Origin of the sequence: Paenibacillus sp. FSL H3-0457 (assembly GCF_037981725.1) — a bacterium.
GTDB lineage: Bacteria > Bacillota > Bacilli > Paenibacillales > Paenibacillaceae > Paenibacillus > Paenibacillus amylolyticus.
Map to the genome: position 1 here is coordinate 5,488,746 of NZ_CP150283.1, position 18,092 is coordinate 5,506,837.

23 protein-coding genes are annotated in these 18,092 nt (G+C 35.1%); 6 read left to right on the forward strand and 17 right to left on the reverse strand.

The window, feature by feature from the left end:
* Positions 1 to 95: 95 nt before the first annotated feature.
* The 8 genes from MHH25_RS24325 to MHH25_RS24360 all read right to left on the reverse strand — a co-directional run bounded on the left by MHH25_RS24325 (position 96) and on the right by MHH25_RS24360 (position 4,537).
* Positions 96 to 287: a hypothetical protein gene (locus MHH25_RS24325; RefSeq protein WP_340018373.1), complete on the reverse strand. Its 192-nt coding sequence runs from the start codon at positions 285 to 287 to the stop codon at positions 96 to 98.
* A gap of 147 nt (positions 288 to 434) precedes the next feature.
* Positions 435 to 1,061 (reverse strand): hypothetical protein, encoded by a 627-nt coding sequence (locus MHH25_RS24330; RefSeq protein WP_340018374.1) that lies wholly within the window; start codon positions 1,059 to 1,061, stop codon positions 435 to 437.
* Positions 1,054 to 1,548: a type II toxin-antitoxin system antitoxin SocA domain-containing protein gene (locus MHH25_RS24335; RefSeq protein ID WP_340018375.1), complete on the reverse strand. Its 495-nt coding sequence runs from the start codon at positions 1,546 to 1,548 to the stop codon at positions 1,054 to 1,056. The genes MHH25_RS24330 and MHH25_RS24335 overlap by 8 nt, the downstream gene beginning before the upstream one ends.
* Before the next feature lie 360 nt (positions 1,549 to 1,908).
* On the reverse strand, positions 1,909 to 2,673 hold the full coding sequence (locus MHH25_RS24340; RefSeq protein WP_340018376.1) for a stalk domain-containing protein: 765 nt from the start codon (positions 2,671 to 2,673) through the stop codon (positions 1,909 to 1,911).
* Between the two features lie 80 nt (positions 2,674 to 2,753).
* Positions 2,754 to 3,092 (reverse strand): hypothetical protein, encoded by a 339-nt coding sequence (locus tag MHH25_RS24345; RefSeq protein WP_340018377.1) that lies wholly within the window; start codon positions 3,090 to 3,092, stop codon positions 2,754 to 2,756.
* A gap of 30 nt (positions 3,093 to 3,122) precedes the next feature.
* Positions 3,123 to 4,127 (reverse strand): hypothetical protein, encoded by a 1,005-nt coding sequence (locus tag MHH25_RS24350; RefSeq protein ID WP_340018378.1) that lies wholly within the window; start codon positions 4,125 to 4,127, stop codon positions 3,123 to 3,125.
* Positions 4,128 to 4,373: a hypothetical protein gene (locus tag MHH25_RS24355; protein WP_340018379.1), complete on the reverse strand. Its 246-nt coding sequence runs from the start codon at positions 4,371 to 4,373 to the stop codon at positions 4,128 to 4,130.
* 20 nt (positions 4,374 to 4,393) lie between these two features.
* The gene (locus MHH25_RS24360) at positions 4,394 to 4,537 is read right to left on the reverse strand and encodes a hypothetical protein (protein ID WP_340018380.1); all 144 of its coding nucleotides are present in this window, start codon (positions 4,535 to 4,537) and stop codon (positions 4,394 to 4,396) included.
* Between the two features lie 817 nt (positions 4,538 to 5,354).
* Here MHH25_RS24360 and MHH25_RS24365 point away from each other — a divergent pair.
* The gene (locus MHH25_RS24365) at positions 5,355 to 6,812 is read left to right on the forward strand and encodes a DEAD/DEAH box helicase (RefSeq protein ID WP_340020545.1); all 1,458 of its coding nucleotides are present in this window, start codon (positions 5,355 to 5,357) and stop codon (positions 6,810 to 6,812) included.
* 581 nt (positions 6,813 to 7,393) lie between these two features.
* Positions 7,394 to 7,621 (forward strand): hypothetical protein, encoded by a 228-nt coding sequence (locus tag MHH25_RS24370; RefSeq protein ID WP_340018381.1) that lies wholly within the window; start codon positions 7,394 to 7,396, stop codon positions 7,619 to 7,621.
* A 320-nt stretch (positions 7,622 to 7,941) separates the two neighbouring features.
* Here MHH25_RS24370 and MHH25_RS24375 read toward each other — a convergent pair whose 3' ends face one another.
* Positions 7,942 to 8,796 (reverse strand): tyrosine-type recombinase/integrase, encoded by an 855-nt coding sequence (locus MHH25_RS24375; protein WP_340018382.1) that lies wholly within the window; start codon positions 8,794 to 8,796, stop codon positions 7,942 to 7,944.
* A 950-nt stretch (positions 8,797 to 9,746) separates the two neighbouring features.
* On the opposite strand from MHH25_RS24375, the gene MHH25_RS24380 reads away from it, so the two are divergent.
* Entirely contained in the window at positions 9,747 to 9,932 is a 186-nt protein-coding gene (locus MHH25_RS24380; RefSeq protein ID WP_340018383.1) for a hypothetical protein, read from the forward strand.
* A 163-nt stretch (positions 9,933 to 10,095) separates the two neighbouring features.
* Here MHH25_RS24380 and MHH25_RS24385 read toward each other — a convergent pair whose 3' ends face one another.
* Positions 10,096 to 10,518 (reverse strand): hypothetical protein, encoded by a 423-nt coding sequence (locus tag MHH25_RS24385; RefSeq protein WP_340018384.1) that lies wholly within the window; start codon positions 10,516 to 10,518, stop codon positions 10,096 to 10,098.
* 232 nt (positions 10,519 to 10,750) lie between these two features.
* On the opposite strand from MHH25_RS24385, the gene MHH25_RS24390 reads away from it, so the two are divergent.
* The 3 genes from MHH25_RS24390 (at position 10,751) to MHH25_RS24400 (ending at position 13,228) form a co-directional block, all read left to right on the forward strand.
* A complete protein-coding gene (locus tag MHH25_RS24390) occupies positions 10,751 to 11,251 on the forward strand; it encodes a stalk domain-containing protein (protein WP_340018385.1) in 501 nt (166 codons plus the stop codon).
* Between the two features lie 77 nt (positions 11,252 to 11,328).
* Positions 11,329 to 12,015, forward strand: coding sequence for a hypothetical protein (locus MHH25_RS24395; protein WP_340018386.1), 687 nt, complete (start codon positions 11,329 to 11,331; stop codon positions 12,013 to 12,015).
* 106 nt (positions 12,016 to 12,121) lie between these two features.
* Complete coding sequence (locus MHH25_RS24400; protein WP_340018387.1) at positions 12,122 to 13,228, forward strand: hypothetical protein; 1,107 nt, start codon at positions 12,122 to 12,124, stop codon at positions 13,226 to 13,228.
* A gap of 309 nt (positions 13,229 to 13,537) precedes the next feature.
* Here the strand turns inward: MHH25_RS24400 and MHH25_RS24405 are convergent, their stop codons facing one another.
* From MHH25_RS24405 to MHH25_RS24435, 7 genes are all read right to left on the reverse strand, one after another.
* Positions 13,538 to 14,308 (reverse strand): hypothetical protein, encoded by a 771-nt coding sequence (locus MHH25_RS24405; protein WP_340018388.1) that lies wholly within the window; start codon positions 14,306 to 14,308, stop codon positions 13,538 to 13,540.
* Positions 14,309 to 14,372: 64 nt separating this feature from the next.
* A complete protein-coding gene (locus tag MHH25_RS24410) occupies positions 14,373 to 14,510 on the reverse strand; it encodes a hypothetical protein (RefSeq protein WP_340018389.1) in 138 nt (45 codons plus the stop codon).
* Positions 14,511 to 14,550: 40 nt separating this feature from the next.
* Positions 14,551 to 14,838, reverse strand: coding sequence for a hypothetical protein (locus MHH25_RS24415; RefSeq protein WP_340018390.1), 288 nt, complete (start codon positions 14,836 to 14,838; stop codon positions 14,551 to 14,553).
* A 42-nt stretch (positions 14,839 to 14,880) separates the two neighbouring features.
* Complete coding sequence (locus tag MHH25_RS24420) at positions 14,881 to 15,630, reverse strand: DUF6710 family protein (RefSeq protein ID WP_340018391.1); 750 nt, start codon at positions 15,628 to 15,630, stop codon at positions 14,881 to 14,883.
* Between the two features lie 68 nt (positions 15,631 to 15,698).
* Complete coding sequence (locus MHH25_RS24425) at positions 15,699 to 17,240, reverse strand: LA2681 family HEPN domain-containing protein (RefSeq protein WP_340018392.1); 1,542 nt, start codon at positions 17,238 to 17,240, stop codon at positions 15,699 to 15,701.
* 47 nt (positions 17,241 to 17,287) lie between these two features.
* Positions 17,288 to 17,590 carry a YjcQ family protein gene (locus tag MHH25_RS24430; RefSeq protein WP_340018393.1) on the reverse strand — a complete coding sequence of 101 codons (303 nt, stop codon included), beginning with the start codon at positions 17,588 to 17,590 and terminating at the stop codon, positions 17,288 to 17,290.
* Positions 17,591 to 17,650: 60 nt separating this feature from the next.
* Positions 17,651 to 18,091: a ParB N-terminal domain-containing protein gene (locus MHH25_RS24435; RefSeq protein ID WP_340018394.1), complete on the reverse strand. Its 441-nt coding sequence runs from the start codon at positions 18,089 to 18,091 to the stop codon at positions 17,651 to 17,653.
* Position 18,092: the final 1 nt, after the last annotated feature.

The following is an 18,092-nucleotide window of genomic DNA, read 5'->3' on the forward strand; positions in this document are numbered from 1 at the left end:
TGATCCTTAGAACAGGACTTAATTGTTCCGGTTCTTAGCTAATTTTAAAAAAAGGCACCTCTATAATGAGGCTGCTCATCTAACAAATCATATATTCAAAAAGTTTTAGTCGTATCAATTGGTTTAACTTTTACAAAACCATCATTGTCTTCAATAACAACGTGGCTGTCTCGAAGGTCAATCGACTTTCTCTTTTTGAGTCGCTCAGACATTGGAATATGAGAGAAGGGGTTGGCAAGTTTGCTTCTTCTCAAAGAACCATTCGACTGCTTTATGACACTTTTCATAAGAAACCCTCCTTATACACAAAAAGCCACCCTCATTCAGAAGGTGACTTCAATTCGATAGATACCATTGCAGCGATCAGAACACATCTGATTTATATGCTCAATACTTGCATACGACAACAATGGGTTCACTCCATCAGTAATTAATTAAAAACCAAGAGCCTGTCTATAGTACTCATTCATACAGAGCACATTATCCCTATTGTGATTGTACGTATCGTGTTCCATTTCTTCTTTAGACTTTTCTCCATGTTTACTGGGAATGACCAAGTGGAAGGGATCAATAAGAATTATTTTATAGATTGCTTTAAGTTCAGGTTGAGCTATAAATTCCATAATAGTGAACACTCGTATATGTTTAGGTTCCCCAAAAATATCAATTAGATTACTTTTAACAATGTAAGCATTTTCTGGAAGGGGACTTATATACAAGTTAAGACAAGCCTCAATTTTTGGCTTGCTCAAACGAACTACTCCAGCATTGGGAGTATCAACTATCGAAGGGTTATCAAAAATATCAAAGATACTTAGCTTAATTGTCTCAGGCGTTGAATCTGTCAGAAAATTAGTAAACATATATTCTGGCAGCGATTTTGATTTCTTCGCATCGGAATTCAAAAATTCAAAAGTCGGTTCAATCTTATCTAGTTGTTTCTTTAATTTGGAGTTTTTCTTGCCTGATTGCAAAAATCCATCACTCTCGAACTTATTTTTGGTGAGAACATCAAAACAACCCTTTGGGCGAATTGATGCTCCAAAGTCAACCTTAAACATATTGTTCCCGATACTCTTGGATTATTAGTTCATTATTCATAGGTGTTGACTGACCTTTTTTATATGCGCTTTTCCATGCTTCATCTTGATGGCTACGATCAACCAATTTAAAGTCACTTACCGAATCGATTTGCTCGAATAGTTCATCAATGAATTTTTTGACTTCGGGTTCTTTTTCGATTTCAAACTTGGCCTTTTCAGGTTTATTATCGGCAACATAATCGCCATCACGATCACTAAAGTAAACATAACGAATTACAGGGCCATACTGCCAAGCTTCGAATTCAGCATCGAATAAATACTTAGGCATTCCAATAGTACCTTCGAACACACCGTCTTCAACCTTCTCTCCATACAACGCTCCATGGTAAGCGAACAAGAAGTAAAGTCCTTTTTGCAACTTAAGTGGTGAAATAGAAGGGTTAATATGGTAAAGATAGCTCGCTACAGTGTCAACATCAAAATAAAATTGTCTTTCTTGAGTCATAAAATCAGTCCTTTATGTAGAATAAGTTCAAGAAACGAACAGATGTTCCTATACCTTATACTACTTATTATGCCACAGATTAAGTCAAAATGATACCTTTTTTCGAAAATAATTGTTGTTATTGATGCAAGCATATGATACTATATAAAAGTTTGCCGAGCAAATACTTCATTAAACCTCAACCATAGCAGGAGAGAGGATACCCAACTCAGTTAATCGCTCGGTGAGTATTGAGTCGATATTTTTGAAATCCCAGTAGGGAATGCGTATTAGTGGGATGTTGTTGGATTTGCAGTAGTCGTCTTTTATTTTGTCCTTTTTCTGTTGGAGTTTGAATGCTTTTTGATGGTAGTTTAATCATTACTTATAAAAACGCATGTAAGCATCTAGGCCAATATCGAACACTGAATTTTTTTCTGCATAATCAATGGGCAACAAACCGTTTATATCCTCAATTTTGGGATTTGCATTTAATTGTTCAAGTTCCCCGTAATAAAAGGAGTTTTTGTTTATGACAGATAGGTGTAAAGGGGTCTGTTTTTGTTTATTTCGCAAGTTAACGTCTAATGCATTACGTTTGATTGTTAAATATAGAGAATAATTATTTTCCAAAACTACATAGTGCATTAGACTATTCCCTGTTTCTTTATCTTGTGTATTCACTATGATTTCTTTAGCTGTAATTGCTTCTTTAACTTTTACTGCGTCAAGTTTTCCGTTAGTGGAATACTTCTCGTGTAATCCTTGCACGTATTGCCCTCCTGTGTTTTTGGATGTTGAACTTTTGTTTGAATTGCTATTTGTAACGCTAGTTACAGTTGAGCCATTGTTTGATGTCGCATTACTTGTTGAAAATCCTTCTTTTAGTGATACTTGAGAGCTAGTAACGGATTCAACCGTGTAGCCCATGGCATTTGCCGTGTCTCGTACTGGAAGATAGAGCCTTCCGTTCACGTTAAGTGGTGAATCAGACAGTTTTGCTTGAGATCCATCTACAACAACCTTTACATTTGATTGAGTTACTTTTAGGTATGTAGCTGCCCCTACCGCTGTCGCTCCTGTAAGAGTAATTCCTACTACGGCTCCAAGTAGAAATGTGGGTATCTTTGTTACTAATTTTTTCATATTATGTACCTCCGATAGAGTGATATGGTATAGCCCATATGGAAGACTATACCATAGGATTATCGGTTACATTGACGCTATCACTTAGAATTCCCTACGAAAATTTTAGAGACATCAACGGCCTGCCCATTAATAAAAAAGAATGGCTGAGTGTCTGACGCTTCCAAACTTACGCTTGTTTCGTCCTCGATATTCTCCTCTAGAGGATTTGTAACCAACTGTAGATAGCGATTAATAAGGTATTCATCTTTACAGTCCTTTAATTGTTGATGAACGTATGAATCCAGCATCTTTGTAAGATTGTGTTGCATGACAAAATTCATCAAAATATCGTACTCATCCATAGTTGTTTCGTACAAGTCTCTCGTTTCTTGTAGTTCTTCCATCAGTTTCTTCTCTAGCTCAAATCGTTTATTCATATGTATATTCTCCTCTATATGTTTGATTGATTAGTTCAGATCGATACGACTACCGTTCATTTTAATGTTTCCTGTGGCCTTAATATTGATATCACCTTGAATGTCGATCCCAAGACCTGAAGTTGTTAATTCAAAAGTTGAACCATTAGAAAGACTCAATCTATATGTACCGTTCTCAGTGGCAATGAATTGAAATTCTTTACTTCTAGCAGTATATTTTCCTTGATCCGCTGTTGTTATGATCCCTGAATCATCAAGAAGTACACTTCTCTCTCGACCTGTATTGCTTTGATAGTATGTTTGAGATAGGCCTCCGTTATATTTTACTTCCTGATACTTACCGCTTGTTGCAGTCATTCCATCACCTTCGCCATGTTTAATAGCATCAGGGAAGTAGTCTTTATATCGTTTCAATTTTTTTGTATCTGGAATCTTCGCAGTGTACATTTGTGTGTTTTCTTTATCCAACTCGAAATATGTAAGAGTACCTCCACATTGCTCATTTGCCGCAGCAGCATATGCTTTTAGCAATACTTTACCAATATTCTTTTTCCCCAGATAACGTTCAATTACAGGGTCAGTAATCCAATGTCCCTTTCCATATCCAATAACCAAATCTTCACCAGGATGAGCACAAATATCTACAGGATTAAAATTATCAACCTCATCAAAGTAAACTATCCCCCACGTACCGTCTTCACGAATGCCCGGAATTATAACCTGAATGTTGTACTTAGAATCTTTAAGGTAGGGTCTATTTTCTAGAAATGTACCGTAAACATCTTTCGTTAAATTTACAATCTTTTCAATATCATTTTCTCCTGTTTCTTGAAGAATTCTACTTACTGTATCAGCGATATCCATGCTCCCACTAATGTAAGCCGCAAAGCCGCCAGAGTAAAACTGTAATTTTTGAGCGTCATCATGTAATTGATAGCGCTCCGGGTCTGATCCACGTATAACACATACCCTAGAATCAGCAGAGATATATGCTTTTTCTCCACCATTAATAAACACAATATTACAAACACTCATTTACTCTCCCTCCCAAACAAAGTTAATTGTGATGGATGCCAAGTCTATATAATTATATGGATGCTTATTGCCATCATTATCAACGTAATTAAATTTCCGATTGTCAATAAGCCCATTCAAAAAACCTATGCATAACTGTTCTAGATAGGGTTTCACGTCTTTATTTGTTAAGAACTCGCTGCCAATCTCTTCGGTAGTAAATCCGTATCCATCTTTAAACTTACAAACTACATTAAACTTGTTCATATTCACAAATCTCCAATTCATTATGTATTATTTCGACTTTCACTATCTACGGTCAATCTATATTCGAACTCTTCCCTATTCCTCGTCTTCATCCCTGCTACCCTTACTAATTCTCCTTGGATCACTTCCAGCCCAGCCATAACCAGCTCATCAACCTGTACCACGCATATCTGACCCTCCTCGTATCTCATCCCTCACTTTCATGTGTATTCATAGGCTCCAAGGGTTTGTCTTGGAATTCGTTAACCTTGTAATCACAGTTTATTAAATAAATACTTTAATGTAAATACGTATTTTTACTCTTATTTAATTTTACATTTCTCTTCTACTATAGTGTCATCTCAGAATCGATTCTCTTCCACATATCCTTGATTAATTAATAGGAATTTGGAACACAACTAGCCTAGGAGGTATAAAGTGTCCTCCTTCATGAGCTCCGTTTTATTTCATTATTATTTACAGACGCTTCACAGTTCTCTCTGTCTCCCCTATTGCTTCGGCAACATTTTTCAACAGGCCCTATTGTCCCGTTGCCCTATTTCCCCCATGTCCGGCTTTCCAATATTCCTTTAAGAACGCCGTCTGGATCGCTTTCAGTTTCTCTCCTACGCTCCGTGTTCTCTGCAATGAGCATGTATTAGGCTTTCCATTCATCAACATCCATAATTTCAACTGGAACTCCAGTAACCCCGAATCATTTGCAATGCGATAACGTTGGTGACCTGAGATGATTGTATATGCTGTTGTGACCTTTAATGGATCACGTATGCCGTATGTATCAAAGGATGTATGTTCAACATACCCCGTTAAAGTTGGCGACACCCATTTTTTGAAACACGAATTTTTGTCCCCCTTTTTCTCAAAATATACTTGCAATTCCATTACGATCATGTTAATTTATTTATAAATACATATATTAACTCTTAAATAAGGAGGACAACCACTATTGCGCGCAAAAAGAGACTCACAGTAACAGACATCATAGGCAATGAAGTTGAACAATGGAAGCAAGGTGAAATTATCACGATTGAAGCTGGTACAGGTGTAGGCAAGTCATACTTCATTAAGAACACGCTGTATGAGAAGGCTAAACGCGAGGAAACCAAGATATTGTTCCTACTTAATCGAACACGACTCAGTGAACAGTTTCAACGTGAGATTGAACAGGATAATAAGGGTGATGTAATAAAGATTCTGTTGTATCAGAATGTCGAGGATGTTGTAAGGAAGCGAAATGTGGTAGTTAGCAAGGATTATCAGTACATAGTGTCAGATGAGTTCCATTACTTTCTCACCGAATCAAAGTTTAACAATAACACAGAAGATTCATTCAATCTGATTATCTCCGAATCAGAGAAGACCAGGATATTCATGTCCGCTACAGCAGATGGAGCAATAGAATATTTCCGTTTCAAACATATTGAGCATCGTAGTTACAACGTTCCTCATGATTACAGTCATATCAAAGAATTAATATTTTATAGAAATGACAAGGTGCTACAAAAGTTTCTACATACGATTCCTAAAAATGAAAAGGCCGTTTGTTTCAGCAAGAGTGCAAAAAAAGCCTTCAACTTACATACTATATTCAAGGGTTCACTTTTTGTCTGTTCTGCATCTGGGACATCTAGAGAAAAGAAGTATCTCGACAAAGAAAAAATCAGTCATATGCTTTTAAAAGAGAGATTTGAAGAAAAGTTCTTGTTCACGACTTCCACACTGGACAACGGTGTCAACCTAAGAGACGAACAAATCAAATATGTAATTGTCGATATTGAAGACATAGATATACTCATACAGTGCTTGGGTAGGAAAAGGATTGCTGATAATAGTGATAAGGTAACCGTAATAATCAAGAATATCTCAGACAAAATGATCAATAAAAAACTTGAAGACTGTGAACGCATAATTGATCCTGCAAAGTATCTGATGGATAATGGATCTTTAGAATATGTTAAGAAATACAGGAAATATAGTAGTCCAGTTATCTATGACACTGAGACCGTAGACAATGACAAGGTTGAAAAGGTAATCAACGAATTACGATATTTTAAGGAATGCTATGACAAGAAATTTTACGAAGATATACTACAGGAGGAACATGGATACATGACCTATTTGCAGACTAAGCTTCAACAAGATAGTTACACTGTGCTTGATGATACATATGAAAAGGCTACACTCTCAGATTACTTAGATAGTATTACTGGAAAGCAACTTTATAAAGAGGAACAAGAAGAATTAATTAAAAAGGTCAATATTCGAGATGGTAGAAATAGGTTACAACGTGGATGTCGAATTATCAACGAATACTTTATAGAAAACAACTTTCCATATAGTGTAAAAGACAAGATGAAGGATAACAAAAGAAAACTTGAAAACAATGAGCCTAATCCAAACTATACTAAGACGTATTGGTCACTTGCGAAATACAATTGATAATCACAAATAGTACAAAAATGAAAACGACTGAAATTCAAGAAAGTCAGTGTTTATATAGGTTTTTTGATAACTTTGCATATTTTTCATGGAATAAACCCTTATAATAAGGATTCAATTAGGTAAACAATAGCTCAAAAACTCCTGATACGACTACGTTTATGCCTAATGATTGATTATTTATTTTGGAATTAAATGTACCAAATTGAATCGGAAGGTGAATTGGCGTAGCCAAGAGGAACGCGATAGGTCGATGAATACCGTTAACGAAGCGATAGCGAAGTGGTTTTTATCGAGATGGTATCGTTCCTGATATTATTCATCACAACAATAATAGGTGGCGAGATCCATTCCGTTTCACTCCATGGCTGTCGCTCACCTTCATCCTCAACAAAAATCGTTGTGTCTGTCATTTTGGTTTACTTAATGATTTCTATATGAAAGGATAGTCCCTCTTCCATACAAGGTCGGGGGATTTGTTTTTGAATAAAAAGCTTGATTTGCTTATACAATCACTATCAACGGGAATACTATAGCTGATTACCAAAACCTATTCTGTTCGTTGTAAGGAGAAATATACTATGGAGGAAACTGAAATATTTGAGACTGGAAATGGAAAAAAGTATCAGGTTATAGGAAGAGACGTTGATGGTAAGATCAATAAGCTAAGAAGATACAATGAAAAAACGAAAATGTGGGTAACACTCTCGTTTGATAATGAAGCAGATATTGATAGTATAGATCAGAAGGTAGCTAAATTACTTGGCAATCGGGAACATTGTTTATTTAAGCGGCATTCGAAGCGGTAAATTAAATTTTATGAATAGTAATGGAAATTTCATCGTACTGTGGAAGTGGAAGTGCTAGTCCACTATTTTCCAATTAAACCACTTTTCTGGATTTAAAATATCCCCCCATATGTCACATGTATCGTCAATGCAACAACTTAGTGATCAATTGACAAGTGCTAGCGGATCATTTTCCAGAAATTATTACTTTCTGGGTGTAAATGTACCCCCTATGTATAATGTTATTATATGATCTAAACTCCAACTAAGCTCATTCAGGAAAAGAATCAATTCCAAAACAACAAAAAGCCTAGCAAGAATATCTAGGCTAATCATTACTTTTATAGTCTATCCATCTTAGCAAGCATCTTCTCTCTTGTTGGGTTAGTGTACAGCAACGTAGTATGTATGTTACTGTGCCCGGCTTGATTGGCTACCTCATGCACTGACATATCATTCTCTAATGCATGGGAACAGAAGAAGTGACGCAAATCGTGTGGCGTGATATCTTTGCCTATGATACCTGAATAATGCTTAAACAGTTTATTGATTACTGTTCTATCTAGTTTGCTTCCACGGTTACTGACAAACAAGTATTCTCCTTTGATACCCTTCTCTTCTCTTTCCTTGATCCAGCTTTGCAACGCTGTTCTTGCTTTGCTCCCTATATTCACATTCCGCTGTTTCTTCCCTTTACCCTCTGACACAATCAATTCCCTGGATGTTAGATTGAATTCATTCATCCCAATGTTTAAGCATTCACTAATACGTAGACCACAATAGGCCAGTAATGAAACGATAGCATAGTTACGCTTAGATTCACTCTCTAATACCAGTTGTCTGAATTTCTCTACATCAGCAAGCCCAACCGTAGCCAATGAAGCATATTGTTTCTGTAGCTTTAGCATATCCTTCTTGCTTATCACCTGTTCAGTTTGGACATTCGTTTCAATGAGATAATCATTAAACTTAATCAATGCACTTATCTTAGCGTTGATCGATGTTGGACTGTTCTTCTTAATCGTTTTCAAGTAGCTTATGTAATCTTTAACATTCTCTCTATGTACTTTCTTAAACTCGACTCCCTTACTTTCCTCAAACCATTTAATATATCCTCTAACATTTAGTATGTAGCTTTTAATTGTGTTGGTACTTAGTTCATCGGCTATTAGCTGCTGCTCAAACAATTGAATCATTAGCTCACTCCCTATCAGTTATGTTGCATTATGTAAAGGCGTATAACCACTAAATTATGTTGCATTACATACTCTTATTCTACCCTTATACATCACGAAATGCAACATAATTAATATTATGCTGCAAAATAAATTAATGTCTATTCCGGACTGCGACAATGATATATTTGAGGATTAATGGCTGCTAACTTCAATTTGAGGTTACAGTTCGGAAATCGAAGTTCGATTCCTTGTTGTCCACTTGTAGTAGTGTAACAATATGGTACTGGAACAACATCGTAATTTCCGAAGTCACTAACCGGTCATTTAGGATGGTTACTTTTAACTGTCTGGATATTCACGATAGTTCACCACTGTTTGGGACAGTGTGTTCTGTTTAAGAAACAATCCATCACGATCAATTGATTAAGGAAGAGAAAACATTTCAAATAGCTTTCCTAATACCAAGCGGTGCAATGTCATACCAATTTTTTCATATGACAGAATCAACAAATTATAATCACATGGATCGTGATTCCAATCGTGTACGATACAACAACTATCCATTTATGCAGTTAAATCAACGTTCTAGCTTCTTTGTCAGGTCAATTTATCCTATATCGTAAGCGCAATCGTAGAATGATCAACAACACCCTAAAAAGCTAGTCGTAGCAACGATTTTAACACATTAGAAAATTTTGTAAATTTTACGATTGAAATATTAAATAACGTAGGCAGGACAAGGAATTTCAGCGTTTTCAAAAAGTTCAATCGTATAGTAACAGGATTATCTAAAATGATGACTTATTTAAGCAATATTTTGATTTTTTCAAGATTAAAATTAAGGACTTCATAACTATACATCTGGGACTAAATCACAATACCATTTGAAAGTTATAAATAACTAGTATAATCTCCAAGCAAGTTGAATATATTAAATAACAATAGTATTCATAGGAGGATTAGTTTATATGGAAAAAGTCTTTTTCTTAGGGGATATTTACGATTACCAGGAGAATCCTGACGACTCTAAACTCTTGTCTATTGATAAAAACAAACGAGGAATCAAAATGACCATCAAATTCTCAGTTGATTCAGAAGATCATAAAAGATCGCACGAAGCACTGAAAAACTTCTTTGTAAGAGCCTCTCCGTAATGAGTACTTTTAAAAGCCTAAGCTCAAAGAATTGGTTGCAGATTAAATTGTCTGTTTGGTATTTCAGTTCAAACTCTCTTGATGTACCTCAAAACCAATGAAAAATGAGTTACAAAAAGGCATTCAGATTAAATTCGTCTGAGTGCCTTTTTGTAATGGATGTCTACTCTTCTTTATTGTGGCGAAGAATATAATCTCCTTGATCCAATTTCAATTTATTCATTGACGCTTGAGGACTAAACGTCGATTCGACTGAACTTCCATCTTCAAATTGAATTACACCATGGTGACCACCATAATGTGAACTTATTTTGTTCAAATTAATAATTGTTTTAATAGGTCTGTTTTTAGTATTTAACTCAGCCACTTGTAACAAAGTTCCATTTATTTCAGTCTCATTGAACTGGTATGGTGCTAACAGTCCTTTAAAAACTTCATAACTATTGTTTGTAATCACAAAACCTTTAGTAGTTTTAATTACTGCCAAGCCTTCATAGTTAAATATGTAATTAATCGCTCCAATTCCTGCAAGACTTCTATGTTTGTGGTCACCAATAATCTCTCCAATCTCAATAAATCTAGCCATACAGCTCTCTCTCCTTTTTTGTGTTTTTCATTGTTACTATTTCGACAATAATCTTTCCGAATCCTGCCGTCATAAATTCATTCTATACATATACTATTATTATATTCTTGCTTAAAAAGCAAGATATTAACCGCCTCACGTATAAGTTAGTCTATTCTCATGTAGTCTACTATATCGAAACAATTGTATAATACAGTAAGCAATCCATTTCACATAACAGAGGAGTAATATAATGAAGGACAAGTTGAAGGGTTTAGTCGTTGGTATTCTGATTGGATCAACAATCACAGGGGCAACAGCATTTGCAGCTACTACTACACCGATTAAGGCAGTAATTCAGAAGGTTAACTTATATGTAGATGGAAGTAAAGATTCCACAACTAATGCAATAACGTACAAGAACACTACATATGTGCCAGTTAGAAGTATTAGTACTGCGATTGGGAAAAAAGTTTCATTAAAAGAGGGCAATCTCTACATTGGAGAACAAGCAGTTGCAAAGGTTAGCTTAGAGAAAGCTATCACATTGCTTTACGAAAAGACAAAGGAAGAAGCTGATGAATATGACCTTAAGTTCATGAATGATAGTATTGTGAAGGGTAAGTTTTATCTATTTCGAGCGTTTCAGGAGACCCCAGACAATATAATTACATATGGTGATTTTCTTGTAGATATATATACAGGAGATGTCTATGCGTGGGATGAGTTCGATAACACTATGGTAGAACTTTAGGGTGGATTTCTCCACCCTTTTTTCTTCTTGTAAAACTTGTCTTTTACTAACAATATTAAAACGAAAAGGTTGATAAAATGAATTTCTCGATTCGAATATTACAGACAAATGCTAATTCTCAATTTGATCTACTAAAAATTTATTCCAAAGACATGGAAGAGTCAATAAAATCTCAGGCCACATTGTTTGCAAATCGAGTTACAGAACTTGCAGCAAAATATGAGGGCGAAGATCAAGCAATGGTGTGGGACGAAAACCGTGAACGCTATTTTCAGCTACATAGCACGTATCCAAATTTATTGCGATCCTCTATCCTCTCTTCCGCATTAACTGAATTGGAAATGGTAATTGGAAAAATACGCAACGAGCTGATAGAGAATACAGATTTGAATATAGTTTCGCTCCAAAACAAACAGCTCAAAGGAGCAGAACTTCAGAAAGCTATACAAAGCATACTTAATGCGATCTCTGTTAATCCTCGATTAAAATTAGAATTTTGGAGACAGCTACAGTTCATAATCGAGGTAAGAAATAGAGTCATCCATAGCGGTGGACAAATTCACCCAGTCGACTATAAAGACTTGTACATTACGATAATGGCCATTGAAGATATGAACGATAAACATATTGGACTAAGCTATTATCACGAAGTTGAGCTATTAGAAAATTTCCCCACCTTTGTGTTAGATGTTTGCAATAGTGTACTCAATCAAACTGTAGAAGAATTATTTAAATATCAAGATAAAAAAAGAGCGCCTGAGTAATTGGGCGCTCCTTTCTCGTTAAATTGTTCATCTCAATTAATATTTCTATTTAATATATTACTTTGTGTGATACTATACATGTTGAATCTCAAATTTGGAGGGAAATATGCGAAATAATATTAGATGTTTGGTTGGTTTGCTTTCGGTCTTTTTATTCTTTTGTATTCTAGCTACACCAACAAATGCAGCAAAAGGCAACACCCTTGCTAATTCTTATGCACCAGAGGAAACAGCAGTCTTTTTGGATGGAAACATTAAAGTATTAAAGCAGAAAACTTATCTGGCTGATGACGGCAACTTATATCTACCTGTAAAATTACTAAATGACCTAGATAACATCAAAGTGAACTATACTAATAGTATCAGCATAATCTCTACCAAAGGTAGTTTTACTCTCGACAAGTCAAATTCTCAGATATATCAAAATACAACTTACATATCTTTAAAAAGATTTTTGAGTATTACGGGCTATTCAGCTAAACACATTTCAGAAGGCTTTTCGGTTTTTATTTGGAGCAATAAAGACGGTCAAACTAAGTCTAATAAAATCATTAATAACTTTACAAAAGTTCCTGAAGGGGTTAAATACTATCTTGGATCAAAAGTGTTTATGTACGATACCAACAAAACAGGATGGGTTATTGAGCTTAAATACAGTGGATATTTGACCTATGTTACTATTCTCCTGAATGATGGAAAAACAATCGAAGAAACAATTTTTGAATCAGAGCCTGACTCCTTCTGTTTCTATTACCAGTATGAATTGATTAAGAGCGGATTCAAGGGAAAATACTACTGGGCAAATTACAATAAACTTCACTCTTCGAGTCCACTACATAATATCGAGAAAGTGTATTTTACTTCTTTAGATATTAAAGATGGAAACCTTGTAATTAGTGCTAATCGAGCAAATGGGAACAAGGTGACTCTAAAATTGCTTCTGCATGGATATCCATCAACAGACATATACGACTTTTTTTACTCTACAAATCCAAAAACGAGTTATCCAAACTGGTCTAAAAAAGCTTGGGACAATATTGCTAACAATAGAATCTCTATCGGCATGACGACAGAACAGGTTGTTATGTCATGGGGTAATCCAAGCGATATAAGCACTTACAACAGCTCAAGGGTTACAACTGAACTATGGTCATATGAGTATGACTATCTCTACTTTTATAATGGAATATTAGATTCTATTTCTACATTCTGAGTGGTCTATATGACCACTTTTTTCATTTGAAATATGTATTTGATTCATCTTCTTAAAGTATAGACTTGTAGCCGGTCTTTGCTCCTTACTGACTACACGTTCTTTTCCAGATCTCAATGAATCCTAGTCAAACTTTAAAAATATATAGTAATGTGCTCCATTTGGTTCTCTTTTGCATGGCTTTGCGCCAGCCTTTCGGAGTTTAGTGATAATGTTCTGTTGCTATTTGAACGCAACAAAAAACCCGCCATTTAAAGTGGTGGGTTTTAATATTGTCTCTATGTGAAATCTACATTTCATTAAGTGATCTTAATTCCTAACGAGTTTATTGGGGTATATCCAACTAGACTCATCCAGATGAAATTCATAAAGGATTTCTTCTTTCCCATCATAGATTATTTTACATATGTCTTTTTTCTCAGGTAAGCTATGAATATAATGTACTTTCTCATTACTCAGTGTACTGTATTCTACTTTCACTTCGATGATTTCAATAGTATCACCAACATATGCATTAATTGGAACAATAGGTATGAAAATCTCAATACCTTTTTCAAATACGCCGATGTCGACTTTAAAGTTTCCAAGGTTCCCTTCCGAAGTTTTAGTCTGTAAAAATACTCTACAATCCAGTATCACTTCAGGATTGCCATAATGCGATAACTTGAGGAAACTGGTGTTAAATGTATCGGATGCACCTGTGGTTTTATTTAAACTATCAACTAACTTTCTATAGCCTTCTGTCTCAATTATTCTGCTGTTTTCATGTGTTTTAACATTTTTCAGTCGCAAATTACTGTTAAAGTCATGAAGTACAATGTATGAACGGTTGTCTCTTTTAAGTCGATCCTCTTCTTTCTTCTTTTGATCTAATTCGTCTTCTTTGTCTTTTTTTCTCTGAGTATACTGTTGATAAAGAGCAATACAAACTGCTGAGATTAAACCGACATAGTTGGCAAAGAATCCTAACCAAGCGCTTTCATCTGCATTTACTCCTGGTGCTTGCCATGAAAACAACGCATAATTCAACACAATTGGCAATCCTACAATCAATAAAATTAAGTAAACAAACCGCTTCAAAAAATCACCATTTCCCTTTTAAATTTATGTGAAACTTGCATTTCATAGTAATGCACTCTAGTGTTTACTCTTTTTCATCTTCATCATCATCTTTTTCATAAGGGTAGTCATTAGGATTGTAGTTCAGACTGCATTGATCATTATTAAACGAAGATCCTTTAGCAGCATATCTTCCACATCCACAAACACAAAGCTCTGCCATATTTTTCACCTCCAAGTTGCCACTCAAATATCATTCTAGATCATGTTATAAAAATTTCATTGCCAGCTAAATTCCTTAATGAAACTTGGCCCACTCTATTGGTATCAATGTATCTTACCTTTGCCTTGTCTGTAAAACCGCATTTATTTTCTATGAAGTCAGTCACTGTACACTCTCTACCTGCCATGTGCTGTTGTTTGCTGTATAAGGGACCAACTATAACATACTTATGTCCTATTTTAATTTCAGTAATTCTAACACTCCACTGATTTTCTATATTGCGTTCCACATGTACTCTATATCCATCAGGCATGTCCTCAATAAACATAAGTCACCTCATAAACACTAAGAATATAAAAGATGCCTTTCATTAAATGAGTCTCTTTTCAATCATTATCCTTCCAACCTCAAACAATACAGCAAACTCAACTTCATTAACCTTCTCAATTTTTGAATTATCATCTTTTCTATAGTAGTAAACCCCGTCAGTATACACGTAATTGTAAATAGGGCTCATATCATAAACATAATTAGGTTCCAGCGTTCCGATACCTTGGACGATCCCCGAGGTAATTGAATGATTTCCGCCAATGATAAATACAATCCTCATTGGCAACCAAAGTTCCACATTATGATTTAAAACATCCATTTTCCAATTTCCCCAATGTCTATCCTCACCTATACTCACAAGAGAGCCAATCAATCTTTCATAATTCCACGGCCAAGGTAAAACTAAATCATCTTTAAGACTGATAGAATACGATTCATTTGGAAGTTTTTTAAGATAACTAGAAATGTAGCTTCTATTCTCAATCGGTTCCTTAAAAAAAGCTTCATCAGAGGTGATATCTGGGAGTCTAGAATGTGAGGGATCATATAGTTTATTAGTGAGATACTTTGCCTGGATTCGTAGTCCTATCATTTTTATTAAATCATAGATAGGATGTCTTAATGGCGATTGTTCCAGCTCCTCATTTTGAGAGATGGTATCTTTTACTGCTGCTATCATGTTGTCAAACAATTTTTTCTTATCATCGTCACTTTCATTAATGGACTGGTTGTAGACACTTAACTTGCTTTTATTTGAATTAAAAAATATTTTTTTCACTTTTTTTATCAAGATCATTTCACACTCCACGTGCAATTATAATAAAATAAAATAGCCATCTGATTAAGACTCTTGCATTCCTAGAATGTTTTCCACTCGTCCTTGTATTCGTCCATTGTCACTTGCACTGTGGAACTTTCTCGCCGAACTACTAATCTCTGTCTTTCCTCCACATTTACTAATAATGAGAGTAAAACAATTGCTTCTCGAGAATATCTCATTAGTTCTAATGTTGCAGATTGAAAATTTATGAGATCAACTGAATGCGCAAGAGTATCCATGGAATTTTCGTTTTGATGAAGTAATGAGTCATGAATTTTAAGGTAACGATGTTCCAATGCATTTCTTAAATCAGATAAAGCTTCAATAGAAGGATCTAAATACTTGTGTTTTATCTGTTTCTTGGCAATATCTTTGCATAACCAATATAAACCGACACCAGGATGATTGTACGTCTCATTATCTGTAATATGTTTCTTTAGATCCAGCTTGTAATCATACCCATTCTTGCCGTATTTCTTATTGTGCCAAATTGATTTATAAGAAACATCCTGTTCTTTTATACCTAAATCGAAGTACTCATTTAGAAAATATGCTATTCTATCAAAAATTGAATAAAGACTTCTAAACCCAAATTTTATTTTTTCAATCCCAATACCATATATAGGATAATCCAAAGTGTTATACATAAAAACTTCTTTGTCTGAGAAATGCGGAGTGTTGTTGTTAATTCCATCATAAATAACAAATCTTGCTGATACATATTCTTGCTTTAACTGATTAAATAAACCATGATATTTAGGGCCAATCCTTATATCAGTTACAATGTCGGGAAGGTGTAGAACGTCGCATGCAACCATCGAAACGTTAAAATAATCATTCAGTGTATTCAAGAATAAGCTGTTGTGCAAACACCAAGATCTATAGTCTTTTTCTTTCTCAGAAGACCCAAGAGAAAATTCATCAAAAATATTCTCATTAACGTAGTCCTTAACACGTTCAACTTCAGCATTAAACACAATACGTGCATATTCATCTACGTCAGGACTTGTAAGAGCTTGTTTCAGCAATCGACTTCCTTCGTTAAGTAGAACCTGACTATGTCCCTCATCGTAGTCAATGCGAGCGTAATCTATAAGTTTAAGTCCCATACTTCCTAAAGCCATAGGAAATTCTTCATTTACTCCGTGCTTTAGCTGATTGATTGATCTGGTTAGTCTTCCGATACTTTGTAGTTCATTTGCATAATTTGTAGTTGACCTTAACAAATAGCCAGTGTAATACGCCTCATCCTCCCTTGTAGCTGAAGCCCTTTGCACTGGTTCACTTTTATACTTGCTAAAGTACTCCAGTGACTTACGATATAAATACAAACTTAATTCAAAATTTTCTTCATTATTGTTTTCATCTGAGTGTTCTAGTTGTCCACTATAGAGCAGACCATTTCTATTTCCTTGAGATGTCGCACCATGATAAGCAAATATAGCTCTTTCAAGATCGTTATAATCTGACGAATCTATAAACTCAAGACACTCTCCCACTATCGTTTCTAAAGAATGAATATCTTTTTCATCGAATGCTTGATCTGCTCTGAGAGCAACACTAAGTACGTTAGGATGCATTGCTTAAATTCTCCCCTTAACCACAAAATAAACAACCATTCATTACACTAAAGGCTTATCCACTCTTTAATTTCTTTTGCAAATTTATACGCTTTAACGTGCAGCTTGTTGTCATTTAAATACTCTTCACCCTTTTCCGTTAACTTGGAGTTATAATAGTATATCGTATCGTCAGCATAAAAAGGTTTGGTTAAGTATCTCTCTCTGACCAAAAAGTTAACTTGCTCCTCAAATTGCTCCCAACTGAATCCTAGGTCAAGTTGCTCAAAATTACTCTTGTCAACATTATTGAAAAGAGTGTCTTTCTCAGTTTCTTTGAGAATCACGTATCTAATCTTTTCTTTGTTCATGTTTCTTCAACTCCTTATAAAATAATTATCTCACATTTCGCTATAAAAACCGTTTGCTATTCATCTAGTAAATTCATCGGAGAGTCCAAAGGCCAATTTTATGCGAAATTTGATGCTCTGCTTCCTAAAATAACAGACTCTACATTCAGAACTGCTCGCTTCAGAAATGTTGGCTGGAATATTTACCATACCTACCGTCTTAGCAATACATGTCCTATGTTGACCATCAGTAAATGCATAGTGTCCGCATGAGTTAGGGTGAATGATTACAGGCTTTAGTATTCCCCTGCTATGAAAACTTCTTAAGAGAAGACGACAATAATGAACTGACTGCTCCTCTCTATCCTCGTATGTTTCTTCTTCATTAATTGGCTTCTCTTTTAAAGCAAACTTCTTAAACTCATCATCAGTGAGCATCAAAGAGCATTTTCCAGTAAGTTTTCTAAAGCAATCGTATTTAGAGAGCATGTATGAAAATTGGTGTTTAGTTGGATCGAACATT